10 protein-coding genes and 4 pseudogenes are annotated in these 14,129 nt (G+C 52.9%); 11 read left to right on the top strand and 3 right to left on the bottom strand.

The window, feature by feature from the left end; translation table 11 throughout:
* The first annotated feature begins 10 nt into the window (after positions 1-10).
* The 3 genes from BUB23_RS03915 to BUB23_RS03905 are packed head-to-tail and all read left to right on the top strand — an operon-like array spanning position 11 to position 2,797.
* Positions 11-571 carry a TRAP transporter small permease gene (locus BUB23_RS03915; protein ID WP_073101796.1) on the top strand — a complete coding sequence of 187 codons (561 nt, stop codon included), beginning with the start codon at positions 11-13 and terminating at the stop codon, positions 569-571.
* On the top strand, positions 568-1,875 hold the full coding sequence (locus BUB23_RS03910) for a TRAP transporter large permease (protein WP_073101795.1): 1,308 nt from the start codon (positions 568-570) through the stop codon (positions 1,873-1,875). The genes BUB23_RS03915 and BUB23_RS03910 overlap by 4 nt, the downstream gene beginning before the upstream one ends.
* Before the next feature lie 4 nt (positions 1,876-1,879).
* Positions 1,880-2,797 carry an SMP-30/gluconolactonase/LRE family protein gene (locus tag BUB23_RS03905; protein ID WP_143160870.1) on the top strand — a complete coding sequence of 306 codons (918 nt, stop codon included), beginning with the start codon at positions 1,880-1,882 and terminating at the stop codon, positions 2,795-2,797.
* Positions 2,798-3,146: 349 nt separating this feature from the next.
* On the opposite strand, the gene BUB23_RS03900 is transcribed toward BUB23_RS03905, so the two are convergent.
* Together BUB23_RS03900 and BUB23_RS03895 are read right to left on the bottom strand one after the other, a co-directional pair.
* The gene (locus BUB23_RS03900) at positions 3,147-3,902 is read right to left on the bottom strand and encodes an SDR family oxidoreductase (RefSeq protein ID WP_073101794.1); all 756 of its coding nucleotides are present in this window, start codon (positions 3,900-3,902) and stop codon (positions 3,147-3,149) included.
* 551 nt (positions 3,903-4,453) lie between these two features.
* Complete coding sequence (locus BUB23_RS03895; RefSeq protein WP_073101793.1) at positions 4,454-5,317, bottom strand: helix-turn-helix transcriptional regulator; 864 nt, start codon at positions 5,315-5,317, stop codon at positions 4,454-4,456.
* Positions 5,318-5,473: 156 nt separating this feature from the next.
* Here BUB23_RS03895 and BUB23_RS27290 point away from each other — a divergent pair, with 156 nt between their 5' ends.
* From BUB23_RS27290 to BUB23_RS27910, 4 genes and pseudogenes are all read left to right on the top strand, one after another.
* Positions 5,474-5,929, top strand: a complete 456-nt coding sequence (locus tag BUB23_RS27290) for a PLP-dependent aminotransferase family protein (protein WP_245801152.1) — start codon at positions 5,474-5,476, stop codon at positions 5,927-5,929.
* 69 nt (positions 5,930-5,998) lie between these two features.
* Positions 5,999-7,198, top strand: a complete 1,200-nt coding sequence (locus BUB23_RS03885; protein WP_073101792.1) for an MFS transporter — start codon at positions 5,999-6,001, stop codon at positions 7,196-7,198.
* A gap of 35 nt (positions 7,199-7,233) precedes the next feature.
* Positions 7,234-7,377, top strand: a pseudogene (locus tag BUB23_RS03880) (LysR family transcriptional regulator); the annotation flags it as partial.
* A 218-nt stretch (positions 7,378-7,595) separates the two neighbouring features.
* Positions 7,596-8,012 (top strand): annotated as a pseudogene (locus BUB23_RS27910) (integrase); the annotation flags it as partial.
* An 18-nt stretch (positions 8,013-8,030) separates the two neighbouring features.
* Here BUB23_RS27910 and BUB23_RS03870 read toward each other — a convergent pair.
* A pseudogene (locus tag BUB23_RS03870) lies at positions 8,031-8,210 on the bottom strand (transposase); the annotation flags it as partial.
* Between the two features lie 83 nt (positions 8,211-8,293).
* Here BUB23_RS03870 and BUB23_RS27285 point away from each other — a divergent pair.
* The 4 genes and pseudogenes from BUB23_RS27285 to BUB23_RS03855 form a co-directional block, all read left to right on the top strand.
* Positions 8,294-8,406, top strand: a pseudogene (locus tag BUB23_RS27285) (DUF2274 domain-containing protein); the annotation flags it as partial.
* A 258-nt stretch (positions 8,407-8,664) separates the two neighbouring features.
* Positions 8,665-9,483, top strand: a complete 819-nt coding sequence (locus tag BUB23_RS03865; protein ID WP_073101791.1) for a hypothetical protein — start codon at positions 8,665-8,667, stop codon at positions 9,481-9,483.
* Complete coding sequence (locus BUB23_RS03860; protein ID WP_073101790.1) at positions 9,480-10,217, top strand: hypothetical protein; 738 nt, start codon at positions 9,480-9,482, stop codon at positions 10,215-10,217. The genes BUB23_RS03865 and BUB23_RS03860 overlap by 4 nt, the downstream gene beginning before the upstream one ends.
* Before the next feature lie 471 nt (positions 10,218-10,688).
* Positions 10,689-13,844 (top strand): SIR2 family NAD-dependent protein deacylase, encoded by a 3,156-nt coding sequence (locus BUB23_RS03855; RefSeq protein ID WP_073101789.1) that lies wholly within the window; start codon positions 10,689-10,691, stop codon positions 13,842-13,844.
* Positions 13,845-14,129: the final 285 nt, after the last annotated feature.

The following is a 14,129-nucleotide window of genomic DNA, read 5'->3' as shown; positions in this document are numbered from 1 at the left end:
ACAGGCAGGCATGGCTTCTGTCTTGCACACGCTGGGCAGGTGGCTGGACCAGCTTGGCCAGGGTGCCATCTGGATGGCCGCCTACCTGTTGCTCGCCATGGTCGCATTGATGTGCACCGAGATAGGCACCCGTCTTTTTCTAAAGATGTCCATCCAGATCTCCGAAGAGTACAGCGGCTACTTGTTTACCTGGGTGACGATGGGCGGCTTTCTTTACGCGCAGCGCTCCGATCGCTTGTTGCGTGTGGATGCGCTGCGCAACGTCTTGCCGGTACGCGTGCGCGCGGCCATCGATGGCCTGGCTTCGCTGGCAGGAGCCGCGCTGTCGCTGATTTTGCTGGATGCTACCGCAGACACCTTCTATAGCAGCGTTCTGTTCGGGACCACGTCCATGCAATATTCCGAGACGCCTCTGTATTTACCGCAGGTGATCATGCCTGTCGGCTTTGTCCTGTTGACCATCGCTTTCCTGCATACTGCCGCCATGCAATTGCGGGCTGCCTGCGGACGCGGACCGCTGCCCATCTATCTCCAGCTTCCCGGCGACACCGGCCAGGCGAGGCACGAATGAGCTGGCAACTGGCGCTGACCATCTACGGCATTGTGTTGCTGGCCTGCCTGTCGGGGGGTGTGGGCATAGGAACCAGTATCGGGCTGGTAGGCATTCTCGGGATCACCTTGGTGGCGGGCACAGACCTGTGGCTGTCGCTGGGCGATATCGTTTGGAACACCACCAATAACTTCACGCTCGTTTCCATTCCACTGTTTGTCCTCATGGGCGAAATCATCCTGCGCAGCGGCATTGCGGGTCGCTTCTATTCCGGCGTGGCGATCTTGTTGCGCTGGCTGCCAGGTGGCTTGGCCCAGACCAATATTTTTGGCTGCGCTGTTTTTTCGGCGATTTCCGGGTCTTCGGTCGCCACGGCCATGACGGTAGGATCCGTGGCGATTCCCGAGATGCGCAAGCGCGGCTATGACGACAAGCTTACCTTGGGAACCCTTACGGGCGGTGGCTGTCTGGGCATTTTGATTCCGCCTTCCATTCCCCTGATCGTCTATGCGTCCATGACGCAGGTTTCCCTGCTCGATCTGTTCATGGCGGGCGTGATACCCGGCGTGACGCTTGCCGCGATCTTCATGATTTATGTAGGCATACGGGTAGCGATCACTCCGGCGCTGGCGCCACGCATCGACGTAAAGCCGACACCGAAACAGCTGCTGCGCGCATCGCTCGATTCTTTGCCCGTCATCGGTTTGATTGCGGCCATCATCGGCAGCATGTATTTCGGCATCGTCACGCCGACCGAGGCGGCGGCGCTGGGCTGCTTGTTTGCGCTGATACTGGCGTGCGCCTACAGAGAATTGACCAAAGGCCGCCTGAAGCAAGCCCTGGTCAATGCCGCCATTACCAGCGGTGTTGTCATGTTCATTACCGTCAATGCCCAGATCCTGAATTTCGCGGTCGTCACATCCGGAATTGGAGAAGGACTGGCCAGCAGCCTGGTGGATCTTGGGCTGTCGCCCTTTATGTTCTTCCTGCTGTTGCTGTTCGTCTACCTGGTGGTGGGCATGTTCATTGATGGCTTGTCCATCATGCTGCTAACCGTGCCCTTGTTGTATTCCTCGTTCATGACCATGGGTTTCGACGGGGTATGGACAGGCATCATTATTGTGGTCTTTATCGAACTGGGTGCCTTGACGCCGCCTATGGGCCTGAACCTGTTTGCGGTACAGTCCATAGCCAGCGACGCCAGCCTTGGCAAGGTGGCAATGGCCTCCATGCCTTTTGCGTTGATGATAGTGTTGTTCGCCTTCCTGATGTACTTCTTTCCCGAGATCGCGTTGTGGCTGCCATCGGCCATGAAAGGAGCTTGATCCCATGCTGTTCGAAACGCCGCCTGTTATCCCCACCCGCGTATTCGCCCGCTTGCCAGACGCGCTGCGAAAAAAGGGCGCTGATACGGAGTGGCACCGAAACCAGCCGGGCGCGCTCCCCGAGCATTCATTGCTGGAAGGCCCCGCATTTGATCGCGACGGAACCTTGTGGTGCGTCGACATCCCCTATGGCCGGATTTTCAAGGTATCGCCCTCAGGGGAATTTTCGGTGGCGCTGGAGTACGACGGCGAGCCCAACGGCTTGGCCATCCATCAGGACGGCCGTATTTTTATCGCTGATTACGCGCACGGCATTATGGTGTTCGACCCGCGCAGCGGCAAGCTTAGCCCCTACCTGACGCGCGTCCGGCTCGAACGCCTGAAAGCCGTAAACGACCTTACCTTTGCGGATAACGGCGACCTTTACTTCACCGACCAGGGCCTTACCGGCCTGCACGATCCTACCGGGCGCGTATTCCGCGTGCGGGCCGACGGCCATGTCGATTGCCTGCTGGATAACGTTCCCAGTCCCAACGGCATCGTCCTGGACCCCTCGGGAACCATGCTTTACGTAGCGGTCACCCGTGCCAATGCCATATGGCGGGTCCCGTTGATGAAAGACGGCACCGTGGCGAAGGTCGCGAATTTCATTCAATTGTCGGGCGGCGGCGGGCCCGATGGCTTGGCCATGGACAGCCAGGGCGGACTGGCCGTCGCGCACATCGGGCTGGGCATTGTTTGGTTGTTTGACCGTCGCGGGCTGCCGGTCGGCCGGGTGCAGTCGACACAAGGCGATCACACCACCAACATGGCTTTCGGCGGCCCCGAGGGCAAAACGCTATACATCACCGAATCAGAAAGCGGACAGATTCTGCAGGCGGATATGCCGCAAGCGGGCTTGCGGCTTTATTCGGGGGTTTGATTTTTGAGTTACCTCCAGCCCACCCGACAGCTCGGCGGGGTATGCGTTTTCTTTGCACGACAGCGATGGGAGGCCCAAGGTGGAGCTTTCCGCAGCGTTCGAACCGAATCGACCCATGTTTTCCATTCTGGCTGCTCTATTTCGTTGGCGCACAGCAAAGCGTGCGGCGCCCATGGCGACATTGACCGGGATCGACACAAGGGGGGAAACAGCGGTGTCGACGGGCGGCTTGTAATGATTGACCCGGGCGACAACGGCGAGACAGGCTGGAATGCGAGCGCCTGCATCAAGCACGAGCTTGATGGCATGACCGCGGCCAGGCCGTCATGGACGGGTGGCCTGCCGCGCCTCAGCCCGGGTTCATGGCAGCGAACGTGGCGTCGTAGCAGCCATCGCGTTCAGCCCAGCGACGGGCGAAATCCCGCTCGAGCAGAACCTCGCCGCGTGGTGTATCGCCCGCGTCCAGAATCCGGAGCACCTCAGCCACATAGTCGGTCAGCGGCATGGCCCGCGGGTCGCTGGCTTGTTGCGCGCCGGTGAGTTCGGTCTGCACGTAAGGCGGAGAGAGCTCCAGCACCTCCACCGGGATAGAGCGAAGCTGATGCCTCAGCGACTGCAGCCAGGAATGCAGAAAGGCTTTGCTGGCGCAATAGGTCGGGAAGTCCGCGCGCGGTACGAAGGCCAGGGCAGAGCTGGTGGCAAGGAAGGCCGCATGCGGCTTGCCCTTGATCAGCGGCAGGAGCGCCGCAGCCATGCGCACGACGCCCAGAATGTTCGTCTGCACAATGGCTTCCGCGTCATCGGCGGCCCAGGCATCGGACGCCATGTCTTCGGTGCGCGAAATGCCGGCGTTGGCAAACAGCGCGTTCAGCTCGGGGAAGCGGTCCCGTAGCAGTATGGACAGCCGCGACAACGAAGCCGCGTCGTTGACATCGAGTTGCAGGCCCACAAGGCCAGGCCTGGCTCTCATGATTTCATCCAGCAGGGGCTGGCGGCGGCCCGTGACGATGACGCGGTTGCCGAGGTCGTGCAGGGCCTCGGCCAGCGCGCGGCCAATGCCGCTGGTGCCGCCCGTCACGAGGATGGTGTTTCCGGCGAGTTTCATAAAGTGTATTTCCTGGTAGCTTGGGTTGCTTCGAAGCCGCAACACAGACCAACGGGTTCTTGCTGCCCCCGCCCCCTGGTTCCCGCAAGAAGCGGGCAAGGCGATACCCGTCCGGCCCTGGTCAGCCAAAGACATGCGCGCACGACAGCAAATTGCCGGCAGCAATGCAAAGGCCGTCCGGGAACAGCCGGGGAGAGATGCTGGAGAGCGGGGATCCCGGACAAGCGTGAGCCCGGGAAGACAGAACATGATGTGGTCATCGAAACGGCGCGTCGTGAATCATCGAGAACTGCCCTGCTGGGCTCCTCTCGGCAAAGGACGCGTTGGATGACGGTAACGCCTACGGCAGTGCTTGGGAGCAACTGCGAGAACAAGTCTATATGCCCGCCGAGGCTGGTGTCAAGGCCCTGATTCGTGTTCCAGTCGGGTTTTTCCGCTGTGGTCCAGGCTCAGCAGCCCGGTCCATGAGGGCGGGGGGCTTGCCTATGGTGCTGGAGGATTTCAGATTGTCAGGTCTTGTGCACGATCGCTAGGCATGAAAAGGCGGGAACTCACGGCGCCAGCTCGGTATTCGCCCCGGATTTCAGCCATTGCACGAATCTTTGGTCTTCATCCCTGGCGTCCAAGACCGCGTAGTACACCAACCGCAAATGACGATCTGCATCGATTGTCAGTTCCGTGTACTCGAAGGAAATATGACCCGGTCCTTCGATGAAGAGTCGCCGCAATCCATGATCAGGGCCATGAATATCGTGCTCCTGCCACCATTTTTTGAAGTCCGGGCAAACTTTTTCCAGATCCTTTATCAAGGCGCAAATATCGGGTTCTTGCGTCGCTCTGACGAAGTCCCGCCTGAAATGGGAAAGCAGCTGGAGCGCTTGCTCCTCCCATGGATCAAATAGTGCATGGGTGGCGGGGTCTGTGAACAGCATCCAGAGAAGGTTGCGACGGTCGGGTGCATAGGAGGAAAAATGGAATACGCGGTCGGCCGCTTCATTCCATGCCAGCACATCCCATCGCAGATTGATCACATAGGCGGGGCTCTGCGCCAAGTCACTCATGAGCCGGTGGATCAGGGGAGGGACCACGCACCAGGTTTTGCCAGGTTCGGCTGGCAGGCGCTGTTGGGTTAACAGATAAAGGTATCGGCGTTCAGCCGCATCCAGCTTCAAAACACGCGACAGGCTGTCGAGAAAAGTCGAGGACACGCCGATCTCGCGTCCTTGTTCCAGCCAGGTGTACCAGGTGAGTCCAACTCCGGACAGCGCCGCCACTTCTTCGCGGCGCAGGCCCGGGGTGCGGCGGCGCCCACCGGCGGGCAAGCCCACATCCGTAGGAGCCAATCGCTCGCGGCGACTCTTTAGGAATTCGGCCAATTCCTTCCGTGTGCGCTCCATATTGCGAACAATACTCATTCAATCACTATTGCTAATAGCATAAACAGTTAGATTGTAATACCTAAAATGTGCGCCCACAATGGTCGCAGTTTTCCCCATTCGAGCCACAGTGGGCTTCAAGAGACGTCCGGTAGAGCGTATGGGGTGTGTGATCAAAGCGCAGGAGAAATGACCATGTACCAGCGTTTGCTGAGCGAGAAGCTGAGTGGGTTGAAGGCATCCGGTCAGTACCGGACTTTCGTGACGTTGAATCGGATATGCGGCCAGTATCCACTGGCTCGGCTCGAAGGGGAGGAGCGGCCCGTCGTTGTCTGGTGCAGTAATGACTATCTTGGGATGTCACAGCATCCGGTCGTGCTCGCGGCCATGCATGAGGCCATTGACACCTACGGCGCGGGATCGGGTGGCTCTCGCAACATCGGGGGAACTCACGGGCTTTATGGCCAGTTGGAGCAGAGCTTGGCCGACCCGGCGGCGCCCGTGCTGTCGCTGCTCGACCGGGACCGCGTCAGGCAGGCCATGGACAGGCCGCTTGGCAGTCTGTCGCCCATGTACGACCGCATGGGCATGGAACTGGCCATCGGTCTGAATACCTGGCTTGCTGAGTACGACGTGTCGCTCACCCTCTGAGAGGTCGCCGAGGAGCACACGATCGCCCGCGTACCTTCGCGTTCATCTTTCATTTCCTGGAAAAACATCATGTCTCGTACTCGTAGTGCGAACTCCCCGGTTTATCTCATCGCTCTTGGCGCATTTGCCTTAGGGATGGCCTCCTATGTCACCGCCGGATTGATCCCGATGATCGAGACGGCCTTCTCAGTGCCCGTTGCAATTGCGGCACAACTAGTCACCGCATTCACGCTGGCGTACGGATTAGGATCGCCCATTTTCGTCGCGATGCTGCCGGCCCATCTGCAGCGAGCAGGCTTGCTGTTCGCACTTGGGATATTCGCGCTGGCCAATGCGGCCAGTGCCTTGTCTACCGATTTCACGACGCTCCTGGTCTTCCGCGCCATCGCTGGCATCGGTGCGGGTGTCTACCTTGCCATGGGCATTGCCGCCTCGACCGCACTTTCGCAGCCTGACCAGCGCGGTAAATCCATTGCGGTGATCATGGGAGGTATGGCTAGCGGAACCGTGTTGGGCGTGCCATCGAGCCTGCTACTGGCCGAGCGTCTTGGCTGGGCGTTCGCGCTGTGGCTGGTCGCCGCGCTGGGCGCTATCGCACTGGCGGGTCTGATCTTCCGGCTCCCGCCACTCCCCGCCGTGCGCGCGACCTCGCTTAAGGCCAAGCTGGCGCTGCTCGCGGATCGGCACGTGGTCATCATTCTGCTGGTGTCGTTGCTGGCGGCGGTTGCCAGCCTGGGCATGTATACCTTCATCGCGCCCCTGCTGGCCGCCACATGGCAGGGCGCTTCCCATTCAGTCACGCCATACCTCTGGGTTTGGGGTATTGGCGGCGTGCTCGGCAGTTTTCTGATTGGGCCTCTGGTGGACCGTATCAAGGGCCCGGTGTTGACCTTATGGATCATGATGATCCTGGCTGCGGCGTTGTTCTTGCTGTCGACCGCATCGTCGGCGGGTACCTGGCTGGTAATGCTCCCGATCGTCATTTGGGGTGCGGTAGGTTGGGCGCTCCAGGTTCCCCAGAACAACGAGTTGCTCAAGGCGCGTGAACGGCAAGGCGACGGCAATCTCGCCGTGGCGCTCAACGAATCGGCGCTGTACCTCGGTAGCGCGATTGGGGCGGCGCTGGGTGGTTTGCTGCTGCTTCAACAATGGCCCGCATGGATATTGGCTGGTAGCGCTGGCGGGATTGCTGCAGTCGGGGCGTTGCTGCAGTTACTGAGTCTCCGCAGGGGCGCCTCGGTAGAGTGCTGTGGGGTCAGATCACGCTGATACGCCAACGAGGACTGAGAAAAGGACGAGTCTGGATGGAACTTCGGTATTTACGCTGCTTTCTTGATATTGCTGAAGAGTTGCACTTTTTTGCGCATGCAACTGAGCGGCTGCATATCGAGAAATCACCAATGTCGGGGGCGATCAAGGAGCTGGAAGAAGAGCTGGTCGTAGTGTTGCCCGTTGAGGTTGTTGTTGTACCCGAACCGCTGGCATTGCACGCCTAGTTAAAGCCGTTGCCAACCGGGGCGGACTCCATGATCTCAACCGACCGCCTTCACTAACGCTCGATAATCTCATGGGTACCGACCCGATGGGCTATGCCGGCCTGGAGGACGGAGTGGATTGACATTGGGATCGCATTGTTGCTGGTACCGTGATGCAGCGATAATCACATATCCCCTCTACGACCAATCGGAGGTTTGCCTGCTTACGCAAAATGCTGAACATGGTAGAGGTATGGGGTTATCGTCCCGACGGATCGAATCCTTGCCGTCATGTCCCGATGTATCCCGAGAAAGGCACAACGCGATTCATCACTGATGAAGAGTTGGGGCGCATCTACGAGTATCTGGATCGAGCCGACGCGGAAGGCCTGGAGCATCGGCTGCTGACATTGGGCATTCGCCTGCTGTTTTCGTTTGCTGCCCGAATGTTCGAGATTTGGCTGTTGGAATGGGCATGGGTGGATTTTGAAAATCGCCGCATCGCTTGGCCGGACAGTAAGCCGGGGAAGATGTCCAAGCCCACAGGTGAAGACGCTTATCAGCTTCTTTCGTCGGCCCCACGCATTGAAGGGTCGCCCTATTGTTGCGGATTGCCGGGCCGAGTATTCGAGTTCCTTCATGCGCGTCATCATGGAGGTGTCCATGCCGCCGTATTTGGCGCGCCACTTGTAAAACGAGGCGCTGCTCATGCCGTGCTCGCGGCACAACTCTGGCACGGGCGTACCGGCTTCGGCTTGTTTCAGGATCGCCATGATCTGGCTGTCGGTGAATCGGGATTGCTTCATTGCGAATTTCCTTGTTATGGAAATTCTACCTTCGATCACTGCGGTTTTACGGGGGGATTACCCTTCAACAGCGGGACTTCGCGATGAGTACGACCAAGAAGCTGCAGCTGGGGCCACTGCCTAAGACCGAGATCGTCAAGTTCTCCTTTGCATGTCAAGCGAGCCTGAAACCGGCTTCGTCCGCTACGCCACGCTGTAAGCGCAAACCTGCGACGAGGCAGTTGATGCAGCCACACTGATTGCACCCATACAAAAAAATCGCCTTGGAAACGAAAGTGTGGTGGCTGCATGGAAAAAGCGAAGACGCCCGTAGCGCCTGATCTTCATCGAGCTTGATTCAGGTGCCATTCGAGGGGTAGGCGACGTACGTCTATTCATAAATTGATACTTATAGTATAAGTACCAATTATTGCCAATCTGCTAACCAAGCTTACATGTCTTCTCGGAACCTTCCATGTCGCTCAATTTCGATGCCGTAATAAACACTCCAGAATATTCGGTGGATATGAAGGCCGGACTGACCTCATTGTTAGGGACGTCTGACGCTATCCGATGTATCGCTGAAACCACCCTGACCGGAGAGGTGCCAGAACGCCAATCACATAAAGGAAGCGTAAGAACACAGCTTAAGAATACGTTTTCAGGTTCATATGGGCAGATATTTAGCTTAGAGATCGCCGACGATGGGCTTACGCGAAAATTCAACGCTATAGGGCATCAGGCATTTGCGGAGATTATTTCTTATTATTTTAGCGACGCGATATATGGAGAGCTCAAGCCTTTAAGCGACAAAGCGCAGCGCGTGATAGACAAGCTTGGCGATACTTCTGAGGCTCTGACGGAACAGCTCAGGAAATCCGCTATAAAGAACGCCCACGAGGTCTCAAAATTCAAGCATGAAATAAAGATCAGATATAGAAAAAATAGAGATGATCAAACGATATTAGCCACGTTCAACTCCGACACGGCGAAGACCCTTGAGGCCAAAAAGTCTAAGGAGACCGTTGAACTGACTGCAAGCATTACGAGACTTAACATTCACACGGGTAACGGGCGCCTTCAGATCCAAGGCGAGGAGGAAACAACAGCCTTTGGGTTTGCCTCAAAATATAAAGAGGTAAAAATTGAAGCCAAAAAGATGTTCTCTACGAACCTTGACCATAACAATGGAATCGAGAAGTCGGATTGGAAATATGTGAGAATAATCGCGGCTCCCATAACACTTCGTGATGGCAAAGTAATAAAGTACATTGTGAGTGGATTCTACAAATGATTAATGGGACCCTTTGTGCCGCCGTTTTCGCGATCTTTCTAACTACAGCGGCTTACCTGGTTCATTTTTTCCTTGGGTTAGGCTATAAAATATCTAGCGAGTCCTCTGACTGGGGCCAATTTGGCGACTATTTCGGTGGTGTCCTTAATCCAATTCTAAGCTTTATAGCTATCATTCTGCTCATCAAATCACTGAATTTTCAGAATGAAGCGAATATAAGTCTGAGGGATCAGCTCAAGAACAATGAAAAAGTAGAGATGGTTAGGACCTTCAGTGTGCTCTTCTTTAATGTTATAGTTTCTCAAAAAACTCTACTGAAAGACTTGCAAGTCAACTTAGGGAGCGAAAGTTCCCCAATAGAAGTGACGGGAACCGCGGCCATATTAAAAGTAGAGCGGGAGGTAGAGGACCTCAGGAATCGAGGGGCTGATAATGCCGGAGTAACTCGTTACCTCGAACAAATTGATAACCTTGATCATATATTTGGCATGCTGCGATCTTTCTACGTCGCAGTTAAGCTCGTATCGGACCGGCTAAGCGACGAAAATGGATTCGATATATCAGACAGGCAAAGCCAATATCTCGCCCTCGTCAATCTGACTGATTTTGCACAGATTCGTCTAATCCTAATGGGTATTCAGTTTATGAAATGCCATTATTCTTCCTACATGAAAGGCAATCATGAATTTTTAGAAACGCTAGAAAGCGTCAACTTGCGAACCGATCTTTATTAGTCCAGTATGAATAAATCCATTTTTCAGGAACGGGCAGCGCCGTTATCGCGCGGCGCTGCGTCGTTGTTCCCCGGACGGATACCAAAAAATCCCACGTCTTGTAAAATAGAGTTACCTAAACCAGGGGAGAGCCCATGGCTGAGAAGGGTACGCACGGGGTAGAACCAAATAAAACACTATCCGATGCCGAGCGTAGCCGGCGTGAAGCGGCAGTTAACTACGCACGAGCATCAGTCAGTTTGGAAGGGTTCTCGCTGAGTCCATCGGATGACGAACATGCCTAGCGCTTCATCAATGGGGACATCAGCCTCAACGAATTTGTGCAACTCTGACCTGATGCTTTGGCGTGCCCAAAGCTTAGTCATGACGAAGGAATATTAGGCGTTAGAAGCTGGTGCAGGATAGGCTGTCGCCAGTTTTTGTACTTCATATTGACCCAATGATCTAACATCGCACTGCAGGCGGAAATCAATGCAAAACAAAATTCCCGGACCGATTAAAACAGCAATCGAGTCAGGTAACGCGATTTTATTCTTAGGTGCAGGCGCATCATTTGATGCTTTGGTCGAAGGCAAGGAAACTAGGATTTACGCCACGACACTACGGGACATGCTCGCAGATAAGTTCCTTGGCGGAGCACATAAAAATAAAAATCTATTAACAGTGGCTGACTATGCACGAAATGAAGCCTCTCTTGCAAAGGTACAAAGTTTCGTCCGAGACACATTTCTTCCCCTTAGCCCTGCACCATTCCATTTAAAAATACCCAAATTTCGATGGAAAGCCATCGTAACCACAAACTATGACCTCATCATCGAGCGGGCATATACGGAGTCGTCTGACGCTCTTCAAACTCTTTCTCCTGTCACAAAAGATGGTGAAGAATTAGAGCGCGCCCTAGCAGGGCAAAATAGCGTTCCATATCTGAAACTTCACGGTTCTATCACCAACTACGCCGACACGTCAGTACCAATTGTTCTCGACTCTCAGGAATATGCCAAATTTAAGTACGGTCGCGAAAATTTAGTAAAAGCGTTCACTGAATGGGCGACACAGTGCCCCATTGTATTTTGTGGCTATAGTCTCAGTGATGAGAATATAAAACAAATATTATTTGACATAGGCGACGAAAGCCAAATCCGCGATCCTTATCTATATCTCAACCTTGAGTTTGACGATATTGAACAACGCTATTGGTATGCAAGACGAATCCTTCCCTATACAGGGACATTTTCGGACTTTATTGACGCTATCGACAGCCAAATTCATGAAAAAAATAGGCTGTTAGCGACATTGTTTGACAAAGATAAATTGTCGATTTCAAAGTGGATCCCGTCACACAATCAGCCTTCTGACGCATTAGTACAGTACCTGTATGAGGAACTGCTACATATCGAGCCATTAGCTCCCGCTATGGCAAAGCCTATACCGCGTGATTTCTATAGCGGTCTAGATACGTCATTTTCACCAATTTACGCCGAGTTCGACGTAACTAGAGCAATAACCAACGAAATCCTTAATACAGCAGTCATAAATACTCTAGAAAGCACTGAGCCAAAGCTCTTTGTCATTAAGGGATATGCCGGCTGCGGAAAATCCGTATTAGCTAAGCGAGTCGCAATTGAAACGAGCAAACTACTAGACTCGCCTTTAGTTGTTTGGCTAAAAGAAGGCTCAATAATTCGCAGCCAACAAATCATAGAGCTACAGCAATTAGTAAAATCGCGTCTTTATTTCTTTGTAGACGACGCCATCGAGCAACAAGAAGAACTGACTGCACTGCTTCAGACTCTATTTACAAGAAAAATACGGATTACTGTAATAGCGTGCGGAAGAACCAATGAATTCAATATTTACGGAGAAACACTCAGTAAGAAAATTTCGAAAACCTTCGAACTGCATGACCTAGACGATAGTGAAGTATCTCCCCTACTTGGCAAACTTTCAGAACATAAAATTCTAGGACCACTCGATCAATACACACAGATTGAGCAAAAGCTCTTTATAGAGAAACTATACAGCCAACAGCTTCTAGTCGCGCTTCACGAAATAACTTTTGGTGATAGCTTTGAGAACATTCTAGTAAGTGAATTTGAGAAAATTACGCCACGCGAAGTTCAACAAATCTATCTAGATATTTGTACTCTTCATCAAGCAGAAGTCGGAGTCCGCGCAGGTCTGCTATCAAGAATTAGTGGCGTTGAAATTACAAAACTTAATGATCTGCTGATTGGTCCGTTAGCACGCGTAGTCAGAAGCAATTATGAAAGACGGTACCGAGACATAACCTACCAAAGCCGCCACTCTGAAATCGCAAAACTAGTTTTTTCGTTAGCCATTACTGATCCAAAACAACGTGCTTACCAGCTAATTCGCATTCTTGATAAAATTGATTTAAATTATTCCAGTGACAATAAGTCATTTTTTGAACTTGTCAGAGGGAAGCGTCTAGCGGAACTTTTTGAAGAGAAAAATCTCGCAATCTCAGTATTTGATGCAGCCGATAAAAATGGTGCGCCAGAAGCATTCATTTTTCATCAACGCGCGATCCTTGAAATAAATCATCGCTTGGGAAATCTCGATGTAGCATCAGACTATGTTAAGAAGGCCGAGATCGCAAACCGGGAAACAGGCTACAAAGACTCTAGCATCCAGCATACAAAGGCTAATCTGCTGCGAAAAAAAGCACTCAAAGCAACTACACTTGTAGAGAGAGAAAGATACCGAGCTGATGCGCGAAGCATTTTAAAGCCCCAACTTTCGACCAAAGGAAATTCATATCCTGAGCACCTTCTAGGACAAGTGCTGCTCGATGAACTAAAAGAGTTTTTTACTGCACCAAAAACAGATCCAAAATCTGACTCTACGCAAGACGCCCGTGAGCAATCTATCGTACGTGTCACTTCGGAGCTTTCATCGTTAATTGAGAGCTATCTACTCAAACACCCAGATGATTCTCCTATGACTCTTTTGCGTACGGATTTCCTTAAAACACTCGGAAATCAACCCAAGGCACTAGAAATACTTGAAAGATTTCATGCGAAAAACCCGGATAATATATCAATTTCTAGGGTTTATGGAGATGCACTGGTAACTGGGGGAGGGCAAGGATTAGACGATGGCATAGCCGTATTACGTGGCGCAGTCCTCTCCGCCCCTAGCGATAAAAGTGCCAATCTGTCTTTAGCAAAAGCTTTAATTAAAAAGGATGAATTCGGGAATGCGGAATCCATTCTTTCTTTTCTTAGACGTAGTTTCTCCGACGGAGACAGCCATTACGAGGCTCGCTATTTTTTTGCACGATGCAACCTTCTCTACGGAGACGTCGACAAAGGAAACAATGAATTTAAACAACTTCGCGATGCATATCTAACTGAGAGAGATAGAATTAGCTTTCCCGTCTGCGAGCTAGATGGCCAACCCAAACGTTTTAAAGGGCTAGTTATTACTAGGCAGGCAGGCTATGGGTTTATCAAATGCGCAGAGCTTCGATTTAACACTTTCTTTAAGCGAGGAAAAATTTCGATAGATACTTGGCAATCCATACAAAACCAATCGGAAATCGAATTCCTACTCTACTTCAACTATCGAGGGCCAATCGCAATTGATATACGACCGCAGCAATAAATAGCACAAAACGATTGGGTGAGAAGGAGCACTCTCCAATACTTTGGTCCGCTGGTATTTGCTCGCTGGTTTATGCGGTGGGCTATTATAAGACTATGGCAATTGCGGATTCAGGTGAAGATGACCGCCGATTCCGGTCTATCGTGATCGCTGCGCATTCGATGATGTCACCCGTTCAGATTGTATGTAAGGGCCCGCCCTGTCTTCCAATTACCGACAATTTCAAATGGATATATGATCTAATCAAAGTAAATTCTAGATAATTGGTGTCAACGGCAATTGAAT

The organism is Pollutimonas bauzanensis (assembly GCF_900129885.1).
In the GTDB taxonomy this organism is placed as follows: Bacteria; Pseudomonadota; Gammaproteobacteria; order Burkholderiales; family Burkholderiaceae_B; genus Pollutimonas; species Pollutimonas bauzanensis.
Note: the sequence above shows the minus strand (reverse complement) of the source record. Positions and strands in the feature narration are given on the sequence as shown.

Coding starts and splice junctions, on each gene's coding strand:
- BUB23_RS03855 (WP_073101789.1), top strand. CDS start 10,689: ATGCAAAACAAAATTCCCGGACCGATTAAAACAGCAATCGAGTCAGGT.
- BUB23_RS03905 (WP_143160870.1), top strand. CDS start 1,880: ATGCTGTTCGAAACGCCGCCTGTTATCCCCACCCGCGTATTCGCCCGC.
- BUB23_RS03865 (WP_073101791.1), top strand. CDS start 8,665: ATGTCGCTCAATTTCGATGCCGTAATAAACACTCCAGAATATTCGGTG.
- BUB23_RS03885 (WP_073101792.1), top strand. CDS start 5,999: ATGTCTCGTACTCGTAGTGCGAACTCCCCGGTTTATCTCATCGCTCTT.
- BUB23_RS27290 (WP_245801152.1), top strand. CDS start 5,474: ATGTACCAGCGTTTGCTGAGCGAGAAGCTGAGTGGGTTGAAGGCATCC.
- BUB23_RS03895 (WP_073101793.1), bottom strand. CDS start 5,317: ATGAGTATTGTTCGCAATATGGAGCGCACACGGAAGGAATTGGCCGAA.
- BUB23_RS03900 (WP_073101794.1), bottom strand. CDS start 3,902: ATGAAACTCGCCGGAAACACCATCCTCGTGACGGGCGGCACCAGCGGC.
- BUB23_RS03860 (WP_073101790.1), top strand. CDS start 9,480: ATGATTAATGGGACCCTTTGTGCCGCCGTTTTCGCGATCTTTCTAACT.
- BUB23_RS03915 (WP_073101796.1), top strand. CDS start 11: ATGGCTTCTGTCTTGCACACGCTGGGCAGGTGGCTGGACCAGCTTGGC.
- BUB23_RS03910 (WP_073101795.1), top strand. CDS start 568: ATGAGCTGGCAACTGGCGCTGACCATCTACGGCATTGTGTTGCTGGCC.